Annotated in this window: 20 protein-coding genes; 8 read left to right on the top strand and 12 right to left on the bottom strand. The window is 69.0% G+C overall.

What is annotated here, in order from left to right:
* Nucleotides 1-192: 192 nt before the first annotated feature.
* The 4 genes from LX88_RS32815 to LX88_RS32800 all read right to left on the bottom strand — a co-directional run bounded on the left by LX88_RS32815 (nt 193) and on the right by LX88_RS32800 (nt 4,022).
* On the bottom strand, nt 193-2,349 hold the full coding sequence (locus LX88_RS32815) for an ATP-binding protein (RefSeq protein ID WP_258951661.1): 2,157 nt from the start codon (nt 2,347-2,349) through the stop codon (nt 193-195).
* Nucleotides 2,350-2,385: 36 nt separating this feature from the next.
* Nucleotides 2,386-3,069 (bottom strand): hypothetical protein, encoded by a 684-nt coding sequence (locus LX88_RS32810; protein ID WP_258951660.1) that lies wholly within the window; start codon nt 3,067-3,069, stop codon nt 2,386-2,388.
* Nucleotides 3,070-3,091: 22 nt separating this feature from the next.
* Nucleotides 3,092-3,220, bottom strand: a complete 129-nt coding sequence (locus LX88_RS32805) for a hypothetical protein (protein ID WP_258951659.1) — start codon at nt 3,218-3,220, stop codon at nt 3,092-3,094.
* A gap of 106 nt (nt 3,221-3,326) precedes the next feature.
* Complete coding sequence (locus LX88_RS32800) at nt 3,327-4,022, bottom strand: Crp/Fnr family transcriptional regulator (protein ID WP_258951658.1); 696 nt, start codon at nt 4,020-4,022, stop codon at nt 3,327-3,329.
* 264 nt (nt 4,023-4,286) lie between these two features.
* On the opposite strand from LX88_RS32800, the gene LX88_RS32795 reads away from it, so the two are divergent.
* Nucleotides 4,287-4,805 carry a lytic polysaccharide monooxygenase auxiliary activity family 9 protein gene (locus tag LX88_RS32795; protein ID WP_258951657.1) on the top strand — a complete coding sequence of 173 codons (519 nt, stop codon included), beginning with the start codon at nt 4,287-4,289 and terminating at the stop codon, nt 4,803-4,805.
* Here LX88_RS32795 and LX88_RS32790 read toward each other — a convergent pair whose 3' ends face one another.
* Genes LX88_RS32790 through LX88_RS32770 form a run of 5 tightly spaced genes read right to left on the bottom strand, consistent with a single transcriptional unit; the run spans nt 4,806 to nt 9,361 of the window.
* The gene (locus tag LX88_RS32790; protein ID WP_090064929.1) at nt 4,806-5,213 is read right to left on the bottom strand and encodes a DnaJ family domain-containing protein; all 408 of its coding nucleotides are present in this window, start codon (nt 5,211-5,213) and stop codon (nt 4,806-4,808) included.
* A complete protein-coding gene (gene pip, locus LX88_RS32785; RefSeq protein ID WP_258951656.1) occupies nt 5,210-6,127 on the bottom strand; it encodes a prolyl aminopeptidase in 918 nt (305 codons plus the stop codon). Before pip ends, LX88_RS32790 begins: the two co-directional genes overlap by 4 nt.
* An 18-nt stretch (nt 6,128-6,145) precedes the next feature.
* A complete protein-coding gene (locus LX88_RS32780) occupies nt 6,146-7,150 on the bottom strand; it encodes a hypothetical protein (protein ID WP_258951655.1) in 1,005 nt (334 codons plus the stop codon).
* 14 nt (nt 7,151-7,164) lie between these two features.
* Nucleotides 7,165-8,364 carry an MFS transporter gene (locus LX88_RS32775; protein ID WP_258951654.1) on the bottom strand — a complete coding sequence of 400 codons (1,200 nt, stop codon included), beginning with the start codon at nt 8,362-8,364 and terminating at the stop codon, nt 7,165-7,167.
* A 4-nt stretch (nt 8,365-8,368) separates the two neighbouring features.
* Entirely contained in the window at nt 8,369-9,361 is a 993-nt protein-coding gene (locus tag LX88_RS32770; protein ID WP_258951653.1) for an ABC transporter substrate-binding protein, read from the bottom strand.
* Between the two features lie 221 nt (nt 9,362-9,582).
* Here LX88_RS32770 and LX88_RS32765 point away from each other — a divergent pair, with 221 nt between their 5' ends.
* From LX88_RS32765 to LX88_RS32755, 3 genes are all read left to right on the top strand, one after another.
* On the top strand, nt 9,583-10,551 hold the full coding sequence (locus LX88_RS32765) for a C40 family peptidase (RefSeq protein WP_258951652.1): 969 nt from the start codon (nt 9,583-9,585) through the stop codon (nt 10,549-10,551).
* Between the two features lie 223 nt (nt 10,552-10,774).
* Entirely contained in the window at nt 10,775-11,761 is a 987-nt protein-coding gene (locus LX88_RS44445; RefSeq protein WP_258951651.1) for a C40 family peptidase, read from the top strand.
* A gap of 164 nt (nt 11,762-11,925) precedes the next feature.
* Nucleotides 11,926-12,486: a LysM peptidoglycan-binding domain-containing protein gene (locus tag LX88_RS32755; RefSeq protein WP_258951650.1), complete on the top strand. Its 561-nt coding sequence runs from the start codon at nt 11,926-11,928 to the stop codon at nt 12,484-12,486.
* Between the two features lie 103 nt (nt 12,487-12,589).
* Here LX88_RS32755 and LX88_RS32750 read toward each other — a convergent pair whose 3' ends face one another.
* Complete coding sequence (locus LX88_RS32750; protein WP_258951649.1) at nt 12,590-12,892, bottom strand: iron-sulfur cluster biosynthesis protein; 303 nt, start codon at nt 12,890-12,892, stop codon at nt 12,590-12,592.
* A 219-nt stretch (nt 12,893-13,111) separates the two neighbouring features.
* Nucleotides 13,112-13,756 carry a hypothetical protein gene (locus LX88_RS32745; protein ID WP_258951648.1) on the bottom strand — a complete coding sequence of 215 codons (645 nt, stop codon included), beginning with the start codon at nt 13,754-13,756 and terminating at the stop codon, nt 13,112-13,114.
* Between the two features lie 177 nt (nt 13,757-13,933).
* Here LX88_RS32745 and LX88_RS32740 point away from each other — a divergent pair, with 177 nt between their 5' ends.
* Genes LX88_RS32740 through LX88_RS32725 form a run of 4 tightly spaced genes read left to right on the top strand, consistent with a single transcriptional unit; the run spans nt 13,934 to nt 17,875 of the window.
* Complete coding sequence (locus tag LX88_RS32740; protein ID WP_258951647.1) at nt 13,934-14,635, top strand: VIT1/CCC1 transporter family protein; 702 nt, start codon at nt 13,934-13,936, stop codon at nt 14,633-14,635.
* 24 nt (nt 14,636-14,659) lie between these two features.
* Nucleotides 14,660-14,878 carry a hypothetical protein gene (locus tag LX88_RS32735; protein WP_258951646.1) on the top strand — a complete coding sequence of 73 codons (219 nt, stop codon included), beginning with the start codon at nt 14,660-14,662 and terminating at the stop codon, nt 14,876-14,878.
* A gap of 7 nt (nt 14,879-14,885) precedes the next feature.
* On the top strand, nt 14,886-15,563 hold the full coding sequence (locus LX88_RS32730; RefSeq protein ID WP_258951645.1) for an HAD family hydrolase: 678 nt from the start codon (nt 14,886-14,888) through the stop codon (nt 15,561-15,563).
* Entirely contained in the window at nt 15,560-17,875 is a 2,316-nt protein-coding gene (locus tag LX88_RS32725; RefSeq protein ID WP_258951644.1) for a glycoside hydrolase family 65 protein, read from the top strand. The genes LX88_RS32730 and LX88_RS32725 overlap by 4 nt, the downstream gene beginning before the upstream one ends.
* Here the strand turns inward: LX88_RS32725 and LX88_RS32720 are convergent.
* Nucleotides 17,872-18,207, bottom strand: coding sequence for an SgcJ/EcaC family oxidoreductase (locus LX88_RS32720; protein ID WP_258951643.1), 336 nt, complete (start codon nt 18,205-18,207; stop codon nt 17,872-17,874). The two genes, LX88_RS32725 and LX88_RS32720, sit on opposite strands and share 4 nt — an antisense overlap.

Genomic DNA, 18,207 nt, shown 5'->3' with positions numbered 1-18,207 from the left:
GCGACCGAGAAATGCAATACCGCTCACAAACCGGTTTGAACTGCGCCAACGCCGATTCTCAGCAGGCGGCAACCGGCCGCCTGCTGAGACGGGCTGACCGGTTCCCTCCGGCTGAACTTCGCGGAGTGTCGAGGTCGTGGCCTGCGGTCCGCAAGCAACAGCCGGTGTCCTGTCAGGACGAACTCGCCGGAGTCAGCGGGTCAGTCCGAACGTGCCGCACGAGTAGCACTGGACATCCGACCTGGTCTGAGCCGTCACCACCAACGTGCCGGTCTCACCGTCAGCGGACGCGGTGATGCTGATCCTGACCCGGCCCAGGACGGGGCCACAGGCGTATCCGTCGTGGAGTGGGGCGGTTCCGGACACCTGGAAGTCGTTGCCGATGAGCAGGATGTCCCCGTCGCAGCCGATGGCCATGGTGTACGAGCCCGGTCCGGACTTCTTCACCGTCAGTCCACCGCCTTCGGCGTCCTTCCAGTTGCCGAGGACGCCAGTCGGTCGAATGGAGTTGTTCACCACCACGGTGACGATGATGGCGAGCACAACGGTGAGGAGGAGTCCCAGCCAACCGGCCCCGGCGGCTGCTGTCCCCGCGGTGCCGGCCACACCGGCCGCTGGCGCGGCAGCGCTGACGGTCGGGGCCGCGGCGGGTGCGACTGACGCGGTGGCCTGTGGTGCGCCCGCGCTCGCGTCGCTCACACCGCCATCCCCGCAACCGGTGTCCGGGACCGGCTCCTGGCCTGCCGTGCCGGAACCGAAGCCGGCATCCGACCAGGAAGGATCCGGGTAGGAGACGTCGGGGAAGTGGTCGACGACGGGATCGGCGATGTCGTTGTCCAGTGCGGACATGTGATCGTCGAGCTGAGCGAGGTCTCCTGGTGTTTCCGGGGTGATGCCGGGATCTGGTGGCGGGGGCAGGCTCGGCGGCACGGCCGCGCCGCCGAGGTCGGTCATGGAGTTCATGAGCGTGACGGCGTGGACGGCCAAGGCGGCCGCGATGACGTGCCTTCCCGTCACCCTGGACCTGAACGACTCCTCGCGAACGAAGTACGCCTCGGCTTCCCGGTCGCCGCCGCGGCGTGCAGCCGTCCAGCCCCGGCCGAGGACCCGGCCCCAAGCGTCGAACCGCAGCGAGCGTGCCAGCGCGGGAGAGGCGGCACGGCCCAGGGCGACCGCGAGGTCAGGCCGGCCCGCCGTGGTCGCCAGGGTCGCAAGCCGTTCGAACACCCGGCTGTGGTGGGCGACGCGCGCGGGGTCGGTGGCAGGGGTTGACGCCCAGGAGGTGAAGTACTGGCACAGCAACTCGATGCGGAGCCCGGAGGTGTCGTGGTTCCGCAGTGCTGCGACCACGCCGGGCGCGCAGTGGTAGCCGTTCTCGCCGCGCACCGCCAACCCCAGATCCGTGAGCCGTTCGCTGATGCCGTCCGAGTCGGACTCCCCGGTCAGGTCACGGATGTGGCCGGGGGCCAGTTCGGCGTCCTCCAGTGTCGCGAGGAGGGACAGCACGGTCATGTCCGGAGTGTCGAGCTGTGCGAGCAGGGACGGGATCAGGTGGGGCACGGCACCGGGTTGCGGGAGCTCCGCACCACCGGGCCGGGGACGGGCGGAGCGGGCCAGTCCGGCGGCCATGACGAGCAGCAGCGGGTTTCCGTTCGATGCCTGGCACAGCGCAGCCATGGCGGCTTCGTCGGTGTCCCGCAGCGGACGGCCGAGCGCCTCGGACATCAGCAGGCTCGCCGCGTCCTGGTCCAGTCCACGCAGGTCGTGCACCACCGTGTCGCCGAGCAGTGTCGACTCCCGGCTGGCCAGGACGAAGGTCGCGTCCGGGATCAGGTCCGCGAGCCGGCGGAGTTGGTCGGCCTCCAGGTCTGCGTCATCGACGTACACCGTGACCCGGATGCCGGCCATCAACCCGCGCAGGTCGGCGGCCGACGGCGCATAACCCCAGGTGTCGTAACAAGCTTCGAAGATCTCCTGAGCGAGGTCGCCGGCCTGGTGGTGCGCACGACTGACGAAAACCGTCCCGTCCGGTCCACTCTGGACGGTCCGGGCGAGGTGGCGCAGCAGGGTGCTCTTGCCGATGCCTCCCGGTCCGCACAACTGGATCACCCCGCCTGCGGCGATGTCGGCGGCCAGGGCGGCAGCCTCGGCGTCCCGGCCGAACGGCGGCTTCGACGACCTGGGCAGCATCGAGACGAACTTCCGGCGCACCGGCTGGGGCCGTTCTTTTTCGACTTGCAGCGACACCGACCCGTTGCGGGCGTCGATGACCAAGTTGTGGTGCCCGGCTACAACACTGGAGTAGGCGTGCCCGTCGACATGGACACCGAAGCCTTCGGTCTCGTTCACGTTCCCCCTCGATTCTGCGACCAAGAAACGTGGCCGCTACAGCAAGCGCAGCCACCCATGACCCGAGGTTTCCTTGACGCTCAACGGGATCTGCTGATAGGCGGCCGGTCCGACACGGCTGTAGCCCTGGTCGACCACCTGCATCGCGACATCGGAGAGGACCAGCGCCGCGCACGCGGCCGACGCGGCGAGAGCGTGTTTGGCGGGGGGAGCGTCAACCAGCCGGGCCGCGTGCACCAACGCCGCACCCGACCACTGCGCGTCGACCCTGTCGACGTAGCCCGCGTGCACCGCGATCCGCAGGTCGATCCGGTAGTCCACGCCGGCGACCTGGTTGTGCTCACGCACCGCACGGACAACCGCCTCGGCAAAGGTGTCCACGGCTTCGACCACGGTGACCGTCTCGGGCAGCACCACGAGAGTGCCGTCACCCCTGTCGAACATGTCGACCTGGCGGTCGAGCTCCCGTGCTCCCGCCGCGAGGGATTCCGCCAGCACTCGCCGCAGGTGACGCTGCCCCAGGTTGTCATGACGACCGGACCCCTGGACATCGGTGGTCACCACGACCCGGTGCACGCCCGACAGGTCGCCGCCCGGCGACGCCTTGTGGGGACCGGCCTGATCGGTCGCTCCGATGATGATGTCGCTGCCCGCGGCTACCGGTCCGTGCGCGTTGCCACCGATGGACACCGATGCGTTGAACTTGGGTGGATTCTCCACGCTGACTCCCTTGTCGACGCGGTCACGAGGTGATGTGAGGAGCTGTCACCGAACAGGTCTTGCCCACGTTTTCCTGATGACCGTCGGACTGAGGCGAGAACTGCGCCCCCGCGCCGACGCCGATTACGAATGCCCAGACGAGCAAGGTCATGATTGATTTCCCCCGGAAACGCACTCGCATGTCGCGAACTCCTCACTCCTGCCCCGGCTTGGGACCATCGTCAGGGCCTGCGCGGCGATGTTCTACGACACAGGGCTCACAACGGCGAGGTCGGCGGAACTCCACCTGCCAAGGCGGCGACAAGACCAGGTTCGGCGACGGTCAGGCGTTTGCGGCCGGTGATCACCGCGCCCCGTTCGCGCAGGACGGCCAGCGACCGGGAGACCTGCCGCAGCGAGGCGCCGAGGTGGTTGGCGACGTCCTGCTGGGTCAGCGGAAGATCGATCCCGAGCCCGTCCTCCGACTGGACCCCGTGCACCTGCGAGAGGCGCAGGAGGTAACGGGCGATCCGCCGAGTGACGTCGAGCGTCGCCATGTGCACCCGAACCTCGTCGGCCTCACGCAACCGCAGCGCCATCCCCCGCGCCAACGCCAACCCGATACCGGGCCTCGTTGCAACCAGGTCGAGGAACACCCGGTCCGGCACCTGCACGACAGCCACCCGGCCGATGGCGTGCACAGTCGCACCGCGCGTCCCGTCCACCAACACCGCCGACTCCCCCACGACGTCCCCCGGCCCGCGCAACGCGAGCAGCACCTCGTTCCCGTCCGCACTCACCGTCGACATCCGGACCCAGCCTTCGACGACGATGTGCACGCAGTCCGACGAATCACCCTCGCGCACCAGCAGATCATCGACCCCGAACGCCCGCCGCACACCGCTGCCCAGCACCAGCGCGGAATCCTCGGCGGACAGCATCGCCAGCAACGAACCCCGGACCCGACCGTCCATCGCCCCCCGTTCGATTGCAAACAGATGTACTCAGAGTAGTGAGATCAACACCGCAGTCAACCGACCAACGGTGTCCTGTCCGCTCGAACTCGACGGGGCTGTGCCCGGCGAGCACGTCCGGACAACTCCGCCAGGACAGGACATGACCTGACTGATCTGGCAGACACGTCTTGTGGCACCGCGATTACGCGCGGTATGGTCTAGACCTTCAATCGCCGCCGCGATGTAACGGGAGTACGCACACATCAAGGCAAAGGAAGACACATGAAGATTGGACGCAAGGTTACGGCCGCCATGGCCGGCGTTCTCGCTGCACCGTTGATCGTCGTGGCACTCCCCTCCGGCACGGCGTTCGCGCACGGTTATGTGAACTCACCTGCCAGCCGTCAGGCGCAGTGCGCCAGCAACGCTGCCCTGAACTGCGGTGCGATCCGCTGGGAGCCGCAGTCGGTGGAGGGCCCCAAGGGTCTGCAGAGCTGCCACGCCAACCTGTCGCAGTTCGCGGAGCTGAGCAACGACAACAAGGGCTGGAAGGTCACCAACACCGGCCGTTCGGCGACGTTCAACTGGACGTTCACCGCGCGCCACCGCACGCGTGACTACGACTACTTCGTCGACGGCCGCAAGGTCGCGACGTTCAGCGGCAACAACCAGCAGCCCCCGGCCAGCGTGTCGCACACCGTCAACGTGGGCTCGGCGGGCCGGCACAAGGTCCTCGCCGTGTGGAACATCGCTGACACGCCGATGGCGTTCTACTCCTGCATCGACATCAACGCGAGCTGATCACTGACCGCGTGAGGTCCCCTTCCTCTCACGCAGCAGCTCGCCGACGTCGAACGGCATCAGGTTCAACGGCGGACCGGACAACGGTTTCCGCAGCGCGTCGAGGATCTCCGCGTTCATCCGCTCGATGATCGAGCGCGCCTCCTCGTCGGTCGCGGCCGCCAGGGCACGGGCCCTGGCGGTCTCGGCCTGCTTGCGCAGCACCAGGGAAGGGGGCAACCCTGTCGTGCCCTCTTCCTCCCGGACCTTCCTCCTGATCCACCAGTCCTCTTCGAGCGCCTCACCCGCACCGGGCAACGGTTTTCCCGCGCTCGGCAGGTCGTCGAACTCACCTCGCTCCTGGGCCTCGCGGATCTGCCTGTCGATCCACGACTCGAAGCCCATTCCGGGCGGTTTCCGTTGTGTCACGGGGAGAACCTCCTGACCGCGGCTCCGATCGCCTCGCCGAAGGCGGGGCTGCCCTTGTGGCCACTGTCGTCCACGAGGGTCAGCTCGGCGTCCGGCCACGCCTGGGCCAGCGCGTAGGCCGTGTCCGCCGGGCAGCTCATGTCCCTGCGGCCGTGGATCAACGCGGCCGGGATGCCGGCGAGCTCGCCGGCGCCACCCAGCAGGTCGTCGACGAAACCGCCGCGTGAGTAGTAATGCGCGATGATCCGCGCGAGTGCGATCAACTCGTCCGACGCACGGTCGGCGAACACGTCCGGCTTGCCGAAGTTCTCCAGCGACAGCACCGTGTCCTCCCACCGGCACCACTCCAGCGCCGCCTGCTCCCGGACGCCGCGATCCGGGCTCTCCAGCAGCTCCGCGTACGCGCGGACGACGTCGGGCGCGCCACCGGCGTGCGCGCTGAACCTGGCCCAGGCCTCCGGGAAGAACCGGGAAACGCCCTTGTAGAGCCAATCCAGCTCGCGCTGCGACGACAACGTGACCGCGATCAGGATCATCTCCGAGACGCGTCCGGGATGCCGTTGCGCATAGGCGACCGCGAGCGTCGTGCCCCAGGAACCGCCGTACAGCAACCACTTCTCGATGCCGAGGTGCTCGCGGAGCTTCTCCATGTCCGCGATCAGGTGCTCGGTGGTGTTGACGCCCATGTCCGCGGCCGGGTCGCTCGCGTGGGGCGTGCTCAGGCCGGACCCGCGCTGGTGGAAGATGACGATGCGGAACTTCTCCGCGTCGAGCGACTTCCGCGCGCCCTTCGCCGGGCCGCCGGGACCGCCGTGGAGGAACACGGCGGGCTTGCCGCCGGGGTCGCCGACGGTCTCCCAGTAGATCTGGTTGCCGTCGCCGACGTCGAGCATGCCGTGGTCGTAGGGCTCCATGGAAAAGAGCGTACCGAGCTACACCGACAAGATCTTCCAGGTCAGTCCGGCGTCGTCGGACCGGTGGACCTCGGCGAACTCCTGGCCGGGCCCGCCGCGCACCAGCGTGGCGTGGCGCGGGTCCGAGAACGCCAGGTCCTCGAACGGCGGCCCGCCCAGCGTGAGCGGCGTGTCCCACTTCGCGCCGGTACCGCGGTGCACGAACGACCAGTCGCGCCCGGTCGCGGCCACGAGCGCGGCTCCCGGCGACACCGCGAAACCCGTCGTGATGCCCTCGCGCGGCGGCACGCTGACGGTCTTGAACGGTCCGCCGCCCGCAGCCTGGCGCAGTTCCTTCGTCATGTTCCCGAAGCCGGGGTCGAAGCTGCACAACGCATAGCGATCGGTGCCGGCGGTGCCGAGCCGGGTGGCCGAGAACTCCGTGCACGGCGCCGGTTCCTCCAGCCAGCCCGCCGGTGACCGCGTCCAGTACCGGCTCTCCACGCCGATCGTGGCCAGCGACACCTGACCGGGAGCGATCTCACCGCGCGACCGGCCCTTCACCTCGACGCCCGGCACCGGCTGCCAGGAGCCGAACCACAGCTCGCGGTGGAACAGCCGCGACGACGTGCCGTCGTAGATCACCGCGAGGAACCCGGAGTCGTCGAATCCGAGCGCGCCAACGGTTCCCTTGACCCCGGACGGTTCCCAGCGCGTGCCGCCGTTGCTGGTGACGAACAGCTGCTCGCCGTCGGTCACCATGCCCGCCGCGTCGTTCGCGAACAGCACCCGCAGCCGGTCGGTCTCCGGCACGGACAGCACCGGAGTCCTCACCCGCGTCCACGACGCGCCACCGTCGAGCGTGCGGACGAGCTGCGGGCAGTTCGCGGTCTGGCACAGGGTGTCGAGCCCGAGGACGAACCCCCGGTCAGCGGACGTCCACGACGTCGACGCGGGCACGACCCCGGTGCCCGCCCGCGCGACGGAGGCGGTCAACCCGGTCAGCAGCAGCGAAACAGCGAGAACAGCAATGCGTTTCCCCACATCGCCTTCTCCCCTCAAGAGGCTGGTTCCCACTCAACACCTCTCGCCCGCGAAGCGGCAACCACCCACAACGACACCAAAACCCCCGCACCGCCCGCGATGACGAGGACCAGCTGCGGCCCCAGCACGTCGATGAGCAGACCACCTGCGATGTACGACACCGCGGCCGCCACACCGATCCCGCCGTAGAAGTTGCCGAACACCCTGCCTGTCCGATCACCGGGCACGAGCCGCTGGATCAGCGTGCTGTGCGCGACGTCCATCGCCGCGATCCCCAGCCCCCGCACCGCTTGCAGCGCGAACGCGGACGCGACGCCCCACGCCAGGCCGGTGAACAGGTTGCCGGCACTGCTGATCAGGAACCCGGTGACGAGCAACGTGACCATGCTCCACCGCGCGGAACCCCTGGCCAGCAACGCATAGCCGAGCAGCAGACCAATGCCCACCGCGCCGAGCACGACACCGGCCACGCTCTCCGACTCGCCGAACACCCCCATCGTCAGCTGCAGCACCGCGACGTCGTCGATGGCGGTGCACGCGACGACCCCGCAGAAGCCGAGGAACACGATCCGCAGCGCCCGGCTGCGCCAGATCTCGCTCACCCCGGCCTTCACGTCGGTGAACACCGTCTCCCCCGGCTCGGCCGGTACGACGAGTTTCGGCAGGCGCAGCAACAACAACGCCGACAGGCCGAACGAGACCGCGTCCACGAGCAGCACGCCGCGGGTGTCCATGAACTGCAGCAGCACGGCGGCGAGGAACGGCCCGATGACGTCGGCGCTGTTGGATCCGAGGCCCAGCGCGGTGTTCGCCTGCACGAGGTCCTTCGAGGCGACCAGGCTCGGCACCGCCGCCCGCGAGGCGGGGATGAAGACCTGCCCGATCACGGCCCGCACGCCCACCAGCGCGAGCAGGATCGGCAACGGCGGCAGCGTGAGCGCGATGACCGCCAGCAGCACGCCCTGCGCGACCTCGCAGACGATCATGACGGTGCGCCGGTCGAACCTGTCGCTGATGACGCCCGTCAGCGGGCTGAGCAACGACGGCGCGAAGTCGCCCACGAGCAGCAGCGCCGCCACCGCGATCGCCTTCCCCAGCACGGACTGCACGTGCACCATCAGCGTGACGAGACTGAGCGCGTCCCCCACAACAGAAACGACCCGTGCGGTGCTGAGCACGCGCAACGGGCCGTTTTCCTTCAGAAGCGTCAGCACATGGCTACTTTGCCAACACCTGGTCCAGCTGGTCAGCCAGTTTGTTCATGATCCCGGCGTAGGAGGAGTAGCTCAGCGGCGCGACCGCGTTCCACTCGACGAACCGGCCGGCCTGCACGGAGGGCAGGCCCTGGAAGACCGGGTGGCCCTCCTTCATCTGCTCCGGGGTGAGCACGTGCTGGCGGGTGTCCCACATGATCACGTGCTCTTTGTACGTGCCGGAGTTCTCCCACGACAGCGACTGGAAGTAACCGCCGCCCTCGGTGTCGGGCTTGTCCGGCGTGAGCAGCGGCAGCCCGAGCTCCTTGACGTACCAGTCGAGGTCGGGGTTGCGGGCGGGCACGGCGACGTAGAGGAGCTTCGGGTCCGCGCCGATCACCTGGATCTTCTGCTTCGCGTCCGTCATCTTCTTGCCGATGGTCTTGAGCCTGTCGGCGGCCTTGGTGAACGCCTCCTCGTCGGCCTTCACCTTCGCGGACTCGACGTCGGCGCCGAGCGACTTCGCGAGCTCCTTGAAGCGCTTGATCCCGTCCGGAAGCTGGATCTTCGACTGGCCGATGCCGACGGTCGGGGCGACCTTGAGGACCTTCTCCTCGAACTCGGCGGTGAGGTGCCAGAGCCCGGAGACCTCGGGGTAGTGGCCGGCGACGACCAGGTCGGCGTTCAGCGCGGCGAACTTCTCGAAGTCGATCTCGCCGTAGCCGGGGCCGGTGACGTCGGTGACCTGGCTCGGGTCGATGCTGCCGGCCTCCGGGTCGGTCGTGCCGTCCGCGCGCTTGAGCGGGCCGAACGTGCCGACGACGTTGATGCCGTAGTCCTTGAGGGCGCCCGCGGCGGACACCTGCGCGACGACGCGCTCCGGCCGTTTCGGCGCGGTGACCTCCTTACCGCGATCGTCCTTGAAGGACCACTGGCCACTTCCCTGCTCCGTGGGAGCGTTTCCTCCGCACCCGGCCACTAGGCCGAGCAGTAGAACCGCGGCGACTGTCCTGCACACCTGTCCACCTCCTGATTTAGGCTTGCCTAACCTATCAAGAGGGTCTGGGAACCGGGAATTCGCGGTAGGTGCGTCACCGTGCGGAATCGCCCGGCGACCAGGCGTTCACCTGCGGAAGCGAAAAAGGCCGGAAAGGACCGCTCGTCCACTTCGACTGAACCCCGGCACCCGTTCGGCCGTAGGCCTCCTCAGAAGCCGATTCCGACTCCTGAGGAGGCCGCGTGCCCGGCCGTGCTGCAAGGACTACCGCTTTGGCCGCCGTGATCGCCGCGACGGTGGTGTCGATGCCTTCGGCGCACGCGCAACCCGCCGACGACGCGCTGAAGGTCTACAACGACCTGACGCGGGAGGCGGAGAAGCTCAGCCAGGACCACCTCAAGGCGCAGGGCGACCTGTCGAGGGCGAACGGGATCGTGGTCACCGCCACCGAGGCCGAGAAGAAGGCGCTGGCCGAGTCGGAGCAGTTCCGCGGCCAGGTCGACACGCTGACCGAGGCGACGTTCGAGGGCGCCCGGCTCAACGACCTCTCGGCGTTCCTGACCTCGACGTCCCAGCAGGACTTCCTGGAGCGCATGCAGGCGATGAACATCATCGCCGCCGACCAGAACGCGGCGGTGTCGCGCATGAGCGCCACGCTGGCCGAGGCCACGAAGGCCCGCACCGACGCGACCAACGCCGCGTCCGCCGCGGAGAAGCTCGCCGCGGACGTCTCCACCCGCAAGGTCGCCATGGAACAGCAGGTGTCGACCGCGCGGACGAAGTACCAGTCGTTGTCCGCGCCGCAGAAGCAGACCCTGGCCGCTCCCGGCCCCAAGGTCACCGTGAACGCGCCCGCCGGTGCGGCCGGTGTCGCGCTCACCTTCGCTCTGGGCGAGCAGGGCAAGCCGTACGTGTTCGGCTCGAACGGACCGAACTCGTGGGACTGCTCGTCGCTGATGCAGGCCGCCTACCGGGCCGCCGGGGTGTCCATCCCGCGCGTCACCTACGACCAGGCGAAGGTCGGTCGTGGCGTGGGCCGCGGCGAGGTCGCGCCGGGTGACCTGATCATCTACTACTCGGGTCAGTCGCACGTGGCGATGGCCGTGGACGGCACCCGAGCGGTGCACGCGTCCACCGAGGGCACGCCGGTGAAGATCGCGAACATCGACTCGATCGGGCCTATTTCGGTGATTCGCCGGGTTGTCGGGTGACGCGTCTCTCCTACCCCGCGATAAACCCACGTGGGCGACTGTGAGAGCGTGCTGGCCGGTGAACTGGTGGGCCCCCGGTGGTAGACGAGAGCAAGGTCATTCCGTAACCTTGCCGAGACCTTCGGCCCAGCAGTTAACCCACTCGGGGCACCCGCCAAGGTTGTCGCCTCACGCGGAGTAATTCTCGCGGGGGCGACTGCCAGGAAAAAGGAGGAACCGCGACGTGGTGTCGCAACCCTCACGCCGCATCGTGCGTGGAGCTCTCGTAGCGACGGCAGCAGTCGTCGCGGCGGCACTCCCCACGGCACCGGCCACCGCACAGCCCAATGCCGCGGACGCGCTCAAGAAGTTCAACGAGCTGTCCGAGCAGGCCTCCAAGCTCAACCAGGACCACCTCAAGGCCCAGGAAGACCTGAAGGCCAAGCAGGGTGAGCTGGACAAGGCCAAGGGCGACCTGGCCAACGCCCAGAAGGCCGAGGAGTCCCTCCGCGGTCAGGTCGACCTCCTCACCGAGGCCACCAACTCCGGCGCGAACTTCAGCCAGATCTCCGCGCTGCTGGTGAGCGACTCGCAGCAGGACTTCCTCAACCGCATGTCGGCCATCAACATCCTCGCGGCCGACAACGCGGACGCGCTGCAGAAGCTGACCGACGCCGTCAACGCGGCCGACGCGGCGACGAAGTCGGCCAACGAGGCGACCGAGACGTCGAAGAAGCTCCTCGCCGAGATGGACCAGAAGAAGGCCGATCTCGACAAGCAGCTCGCGGAGGCGACGGCCCAGTACCGGTCGCTCAGCAACACGGTGAAGAGCCAGCTGGCCGCGTCCGGCGACATGTCGAACATCTCGGTGCCGGCCGGTACGGCGGGCCGCGCTCTTCAGTTCGCGCTCGGCGAGCGTGGCAAGCCCTACGTCTACGGCTCGAACGGTCCGAACTCCTGGGACTGCTCGTCGCTGATCCAGGCCGCGTACCGCTCTGCGGGCGTGAGCATCGGCCGCACCAGTTACGCGCAGGCGGCCGCCGGTCGCCCGGTGAGCCGTGGCGAGGTCAAGGCCGGCGACATCCTGGTCTACTACTCAAGCCAGTCCCACGTGGCGATGGCGGTGGACGGCATTCGCGCCGTGCACGCGTCGACCGAGGGTCAGCCGGTGAAGATCGCCGACATCGACTCGATCGGACCGATCTCGGGCATCCGGCGCATCGAGGGCTGATCTCCTCCTCGTGCTGAACGCCCCCTGCCTCCGGGCAGGGGGCGTTTTTCACTCCCTCGGGTGCACGTGCGCCGCTGACCCGGCGGCACGGTGCCGGCCTGACTAGGTTCCGCTTCGGGCGCCGCCGGTTCGGGCGGTCGTCATCGTCCGAAGTGGAGTTTGTTGTGGACACCTTGCAAGCCGGGCAGGAACTCACCCGCGGCCAGCAGCTGACCAGCGCCAACGGGTACATGCTGACCCTGCAGTCCGACGGGAACCTGGTCCTGTCGGAGAACACCGGCACGGTGTGGGCCAGCGGCACCGACGGCAAGGGCGCGGTGCGGGCCGCACTGCAGGCCGACGGCAACTTCGTGCTCTACACGAGCGAGGACAACGCCGTGTGGTCCACGGGCACGCAGGGCAACGAGGGCGCGCGCCTGGTCCTGCAGGACGACAGGAACCTGGTCGTGTTCGGTGGTGACGGTGGCGCGAAGTGGGCCTCCAACACCAACACCGACTCGCCGCAGGCCTCCCCCGAGGCTGCTGCTCCCGCGCCGGTCGAGGAGGCTCCGGCCGCGCCCGCCGCTCCGGCCGTGCAGACCTACACCGTCGCCGGTGGCGACACCCTCTGGGCGATCGCCGAGCGCTTCTACGGTGACGGCAACCGCTACGGCGAGGTCGCGTCCGCCAACGGCATCGCGAACCCGGACCTCATCCACCCCGGCCAGGTGCTGACCATTCCCTGAGCCCGGGGGCTGTCACGAATCGGGCCGGACACCCTTCTCGCGGAGGGGTCCGGCCCGATTCGCATGCCGGGGAATCATCGTTGATCCCACCTGACCAAGAACCTCAGTCGGACGTCTCCTGGCGCGCGATCGCGAACGCGGGGTTGCCCTCGTCGTCCTGGCGCACGTCGAGGACCTTGTCCTCCAGGTACTGGGCGGCCGCCGGCTCCAGGATGACCTTGGCGCCCGCGGGGGCGGCCACCACCTCGTCGCCGTCGACGGCCTCGCCGAGCGACAGCTCCAGCGCCGCCTGACTGTCCTGCTCGGTGGCCAGGGCGAAACGCAGGCCGATGTCGTCGGTGGCGCCCTCTGACTGTGTCGTCAGCTCGTTGATGACCTCGGCGGCCATCGGCGTGACTTCGAGCATGTCGGCCCCTTACATCGGAAACAAGAAACTCGTTCCGTGTTCCCGGCCTGGGCCGACTTCAACCGCCGTTCGCCGAAGTCGCAGGTAGAAGGCCCTTTGCATGGGGGCAGGGCCGATGTTCGTGATCGACTAGGACGCGATCCCGCAGCTGGGAACGCTACCGGTGCCGAAGCTGGTTCGCCGCCCGGCCGGACGGTCTCGAGCGGCACACCGCCGCCTCTAGGCGACGCGGTGCGCCTGCCTCGACACCTCGTTCCGCACGTGCCCGCAGGCCGAGCACACCCGTTGCACCGGGATCAGGTCGGCGACCAGCCGCCACGAGTCGGCGAACGACGGCACCTCCTGCCCCGGCACGAGCAGGCTGTCGAGCACCTCCTGCCTGCGGCGACCCTTCTCGCGGCTGCGCTCCACCGGGTCGCGCCGGTGGGCGAGGGCACGCGTCTCCGCCTGCGCCTGGCGGCCCTGCGAGCTGAGGGCTCCGCCCCGGCGAGGGGCGTTCAGAGCGGCGTTGCGGCGGTTCACGCGGTACCACTCGCCGAGGGAGATGCCCGCCAGCGGTGGCTTGGCGAGGCCCGCGCCGTCCGCCGTCCAGGTGCGCAGGCGGGCTCGCAGGAACTCGTGCGCGACCTGCGCGCGGGAACGGGGGCGGCCCTGGCTGGTGCCGTCCGGCTTCTTGTCGATGGCGACGAGCAGGGCGTCGACGCTCCAGCCCGCCCGGAACCAGGGCTCGAGCAGGCGCCGCACCCAGCGGCGGTCGGCATCGGCCCACGAGGCGCGCACGCACAGGGACTCCACGGCGACGTCCACGTCGGAACCGGTGGACGGCACCACGCGGCCTGGCCAGCGGTTGGGTTCGATCTGCATCGGGGACTGACCTCCTCTAGCACGCACACGAACACCTGTTCGACATGCTGCCACGGGGGTCTGACAAAAAATGAACCTCCAAGCTCTGACCAGGGAAAACTCACCCGTTCAGCAGAGCCCGAACGGTGCGCGGCGTGGTCGCCCCACGAGCCGGCAGACCGGCGCTAACCTGCGGAAATGACCCACCACGAGCCTCACGACGAGGTCACCGGCGATCGGATGAACTGGCTGCGCGCGGGCGTGCTCGGCGCCAACGACGGCATCGTGTCGACCGCCAGCCTCGTGGTGGGCGTCGCAGGCGCCACCACGGACCGCTCCCAGATCCTCGTCGCGGGCCTCGCGGGCCTCTTCGCGGGCGCCATGTCGATGGCCAGCGGCGAGTACGTGTCCGTGAGCAGCCAGCGCGACGCCGAACGCGCCCTGCTCGCCCAGGAGCGCAGAGAGCTCCGGGACACGCCCGAGCAGGAGCTCGAGGAGCTCAAGGAGATCTACGAGGACAAGGGCCTCGACGAGCAGACCGCGCAGGAGGTCGCCCGGCAGCTCACCGAACACGACGCGCTGGCCGCCCACGCCGACGCCGAGCTGCACATCGACCCGGACGAGCTGACGAACCCGTGGGGCGCCGCCATCGCGAGCTTCGTGTCGTTCACGATCGGCGCGCTCCTCCCCCTCGCCGCGATCGCCCTCACCCCGACCGGCCTGCGCGTGCCGGTCACCGTCGCCGCCGCCGTCCTCACCCTCGCCCTGACGGGTTTCATCAGCGCCAGGCTCAGCGGCGCCGGCAAACGGCGCGCGGTCGTCCGCAACATCGCCGGCGGGCTGATCGCGATGGGCGTCACGTACGCCATCGGCTCGCTGGTCGGCCAAAGCATCGGATAGCGCCGGAGTGGGTACTGGGAGCCCATGAGCGAAGAACGCGGCGCCTACGTCCAGGAGAACAGCGAGGACTTCGAGGGTCTGGACGAGGACAACCTCGGACGCGACCCGCTGGAGACCGAGCCGGAGGAAGGCTGGGCGGAGTCCACCAAGTACGGGATGACGGAGTACGAGCAGGCTCACCCACGACCGCTGGACGAACGGCTCGCGGAAGAACGCGGCGATGTCGGTACGACGGGTGCATGATCGAGACATGAGCCTCGGCATCCCGGAGAAGATCACCGCGTTGCTCTTCGACCTCGACGGCGTGCTCACGAGCACGGCCGTGCTGCACCGGCAGGCCTGGCGGCAGACGTTCGAGGCCATGGGGCAGCCGTTCAGCGAACAGGACTACCTGGCCTACGTGGACGGCAAACCGCGCTACGACGGCGTGCGCAGCTTCCTGACCTCACGCGGCCTCACGCCGCCGGAGGACGAGGTGCGCCGCATCGGCGACCAGAAGAACGACCTCGTCAACGCGATCATCGACGAGCAGGGCATCACGCCGTACCCGGCCTCGGTCGACTACCTGAAGGCGGCCAGGGCGGCGGGCATGCCCATCGGCGTCGTCACGTCGTCCGCCAACGCCATGCGCGTCCTGCGGGCGGGCAACCTGCTGGACTACGTCGACGCGCTGGTGGACGGCAACGTCATCATCGCGTCGAACCTGCGCGGCAAACCGGCGCCGGACTCGTTCGTCGAGGGCGCCAGAAGACTCAAGACCGCACCCGAGAACGCCGCCGTGTTCGAGGACGCGCTCGCGGGCGTGAAGGCAGGGCACGACGGCGGGTTCGGGTTCGTCGTCGGCGTCGACCGCGGCGACCAGGCGGAGGCCCTCAAGGCCGGTGGCGCCGACGTGGTCGTCGACGAGCTCGACGAGCTGCTGTCATGAGCTACGCCGTCGAACCGTGGCAGCTGCGCTGGCAGGGCCTGTCCGTGGACCACCTGCACCAGACCGAGTCGACGTTCGCGCTGTCCAACGGCCACATCGGCATGCGCGGCAGTCTGGACGAGGGCGAGCCGAGGGGCCTGCCCGGCACGTACCTCAACGGTTTCTACGAAGAGCACCAGCTGCCGTACGGGGAGGGTGGCTACGGCTACCCGGAGGCGGGCCAGACCGTCGTCAACGTGACCGACGGCAAGATCATCCGGCTGCTGGTCGAGGACGAGCCGCTGGACATGCGCTACGGCAACGCCATCGAGCACGAACGCACGCTCGACTTCCGCTCCGGCACGTTGCGCCGCCGCACGGTCTGGGAGTCACCGACGGGCAGGCGTGTGACCGTGCGCAGCGAACGGCTCGTGTCGTTCACGCAGCGCGCGGTCGCGGCCATCCGCTACGAGGTCGAGCCGATGGACGACCTGCAGCTCGTCGTCCAGTCCGACCTGCTCGCCAACGAGCCGAACAAGAGCCGCAGCAGCGACCCGCGTGTCGCCGCCGCACTGGACTCCCCGCTGGTCAACGACTTCACGATGGCCGAGAAGACGCGGGCCGTGCTGTGCCACCACACCAAGGTGTCCGGCCTGCGCATGGCCGCCGCGATGGACCACGAGATCGACGTCGACGGTGTCGACACCCGCACGGAGATCCGCGCGGAGGACGACCTGGCCCGGTTCACCGCGGCCGTCGACGTGCCCGCGGGCGGCTGTCTGAAACTCACGAAGTACATCGCCTACGGCTGGTCCGGCCAGCGTTCGACGCCCGCGCTCCGCGCCCAGGTGGAGGCCGCGCTCGCCGGCGCCTGCCAGACGGGCTGGGAAGGGCTCCTGCAGGAGCAGAGGGAGTTCCTGGACGACTTCTGGGAAGTCGCGGACATCGAGATCGAGGGCGACGACCAGCTGCAGCAGGCGATCCGGTTCGCGTTGTTCCACATTTTACAGGCCGGAGCGCGCGGCGAGTCCCGTGCCATCCCCGGCAAGGGTCTCACCGGACCGGGCTACGACGGCCATGCGTTCTGGGACACCGAGATGTTCGTGCTCCCGGTGCTCACCTACACGGTCCCGGACGCGGCCCGCGACGCCCTGCGCTGGCGTCACTCCACTTTGGACAAGGCTCGCGAGCGGGCGAAGGTGCTGGGGCTCAAGGGTGCCGCGTTCCCGTGGCGTTCGATCAACGGCGCCGAGTGCAGCGCGTACTGGCCGGCGGGCACGGCGGCGTTCCACGTCTCCGGCGACGTCGCGTACGCCACCCAGCAGTACCTGAACGCCACCGGCGACGAGGACTTCGATCGCGACGAAGCCACCGAGATCCTCGTGCAGACCGCACGGCTGTGGTTGTCGCTGGGTCACCACGACCCGCACGACGGGTTCCGCATCGACGGCGTGACAGGCCCGGACGAGTACTCGGCGATCGTCGACAACAACGTCTACACCAACCTGATCGCCCAGCAGAACCTGTGGGCCGCCGCCGACGCCGCCGAGCGGAACGCGTGCGACGCGACGGAAGAGGAGATCGCGGCCTGGCGCAGGGCCGCGGACGCGATGTCGGTCCCGTACGACGAGATGCTGCAGGTGCACCCGCAGGCGGACAACTTCACCAAGCACGCGGAGTGGGACTTCGAGAACACCCCGCAGGACAAGTACCCGCTGCTGCTGCACTTCCCGTACTTCGACCTCTACCGGCGCCAGGTGATCAAGCAGGCGGACCTGGTGCTCGCCATGCACGTGCGCGGTGACGCGTTCACCGACGAGGAGAAGGCGCGCAACTTCGCCTACTACGAGGCCAGGACGGTGCGGGACTCGTCGCTGTCGGCGGGCACGCAGGCGGTGCTGGCCGCCGAGGTCGGGCACCTCGGACTCGCCTACGACTACCTCGTCGAGGCCGCGTTCACCGATCTCCACGACCTGCACGAGAACGTCACCAACGGCCTGCACATGGCCTCGCTGGCGGGGGCGTGGACGGCACTGGTGGCCGGGTTCGGCGGCATGCGGGACCACGGCGGCGAGCTCACGTTCGCGCCGCGGCTGCCGGAGGAGCTGACCCGCTTCTCGTTCCGGATGTCCTTCCGGGGCACGAGGATCTCGGTGGACGTCTCCGAGTCCGGGGCCACCTACCGGATCGTGGACGGCACCGAGCTCACCACGCGGCACCACGGCGAGCAGATCACGATCACCGCGGAGGCGCCGGTGACCATGCCGCTCCCGGAGGCTCCCGACCTCGAGCGACCGAAGTCGCCGTTCGGCCGGGAGCCGCGCAGGCACTAGCGGAGTCGGGAGACCTGGTAATGCGCGATCAGGTCTCCCTTCACGAGCACGCTGAGGTGGACGTCGAGCGTCGGCCGGTCGGTGAACGAGAAATCGACGTTCAGATAACCCAGAACGAGGTCATCGGCCAGCCGGCGCGTTTCCAGAACCTCGTACTCGGCTTTCAGCCCGATGGGCTGGGAATCGTAGTACTCGGCGATCGCCGCTCTTCCCACGCCGTACGGGCGAAGGCCCTGGAAAATGGCGTCCTCGGTGAAGTTCGCGGCCACGCCCTCGGGGTCGTGCGCGTCCACGGCGGCCTTCCACCGGTCCATCACGTTCTCGATGATCAT

Origin of the sequence: Lentzea californiensis (assembly GCF_024648825.1) — a bacterium.
Lineage (GTDB): Bacteria > Actinomycetota > Actinomycetes > Mycobacteriales > Pseudonocardiaceae > Lentzea > Lentzea californiensis.
This window is presented reverse-complemented; position numbering and strand designations above follow the sequence as displayed.

Excerpts from the sequence above, each read along its gene's own strand:
- LX88_RS32720 (WP_258951643.1), bottom strand. The coding sequence starts at position 18,207 with ATGATCATCGAGAACGTGATGGACCGGTGGAAGGCCGCCGTGGACGCG.
- LX88_RS32805 (WP_258951659.1), bottom strand. The coding sequence starts at position 3,220 with ATGACCTTGCTCGTCTGGGCATTCGTAATCGGCGTCGGCGCGGGGGCG.
- LX88_RS32800 (WP_258951658.1), bottom strand. The coding sequence starts at position 4,022 with ATGGACGGTCGGGTCCGGGGTTCGTTGCTGGCGATGCTGTCCGCCGAG.
- LX88_RS32745 (WP_258951648.1), bottom strand. The coding sequence starts at position 13,756 with ATGCAGATCGAACCCAACCGCTGGCCAGGCCGCGTGGTGCCGTCCACC.
- LX88_RS32740 (WP_258951647.1), top strand. The coding sequence starts at position 13,934 with ATGACCCACCACGAGCCTCACGACGAGGTCACCGGCGATCGGATGAAC.
- LX88_RS32795 (WP_258951657.1), top strand. The coding sequence starts at position 4,287 with ATGAAGATTGGACGCAAGGTTACGGCCGCCATGGCCGGCGTTCTCGCT.
- LX88_RS32730 (WP_258951645.1), top strand. The coding sequence starts at position 14,886 with ATGAGCCTCGGCATCCCGGAGAAGATCACCGCGTTGCTCTTCGACCTC.
- LX88_RS32735 (WP_258951646.1), top strand. The coding sequence starts at position 14,660 with ATGAGCGAAGAACGCGGCGCCTACGTCCAGGAGAACAGCGAGGACTTC.
- LX88_RS32725 (WP_258951644.1), top strand. The coding sequence starts at position 15,560 with ATGAGCTACGCCGTCGAACCGTGGCAGCTGCGCTGGCAGGGCCTGTCC.
- pip (WP_258951656.1), bottom strand. The coding sequence starts at position 6,127 with ATGGAGCCCTACGACCACGGCATGCTCGACGTCGGCGACGGCAACCAG.
- LX88_RS32750 (WP_258951649.1), bottom strand. The coding sequence starts at position 12,892 with ATGCTCGAAGTCACGCCGATGGCCGCCGAGGTCATCAACGAGCTGACG.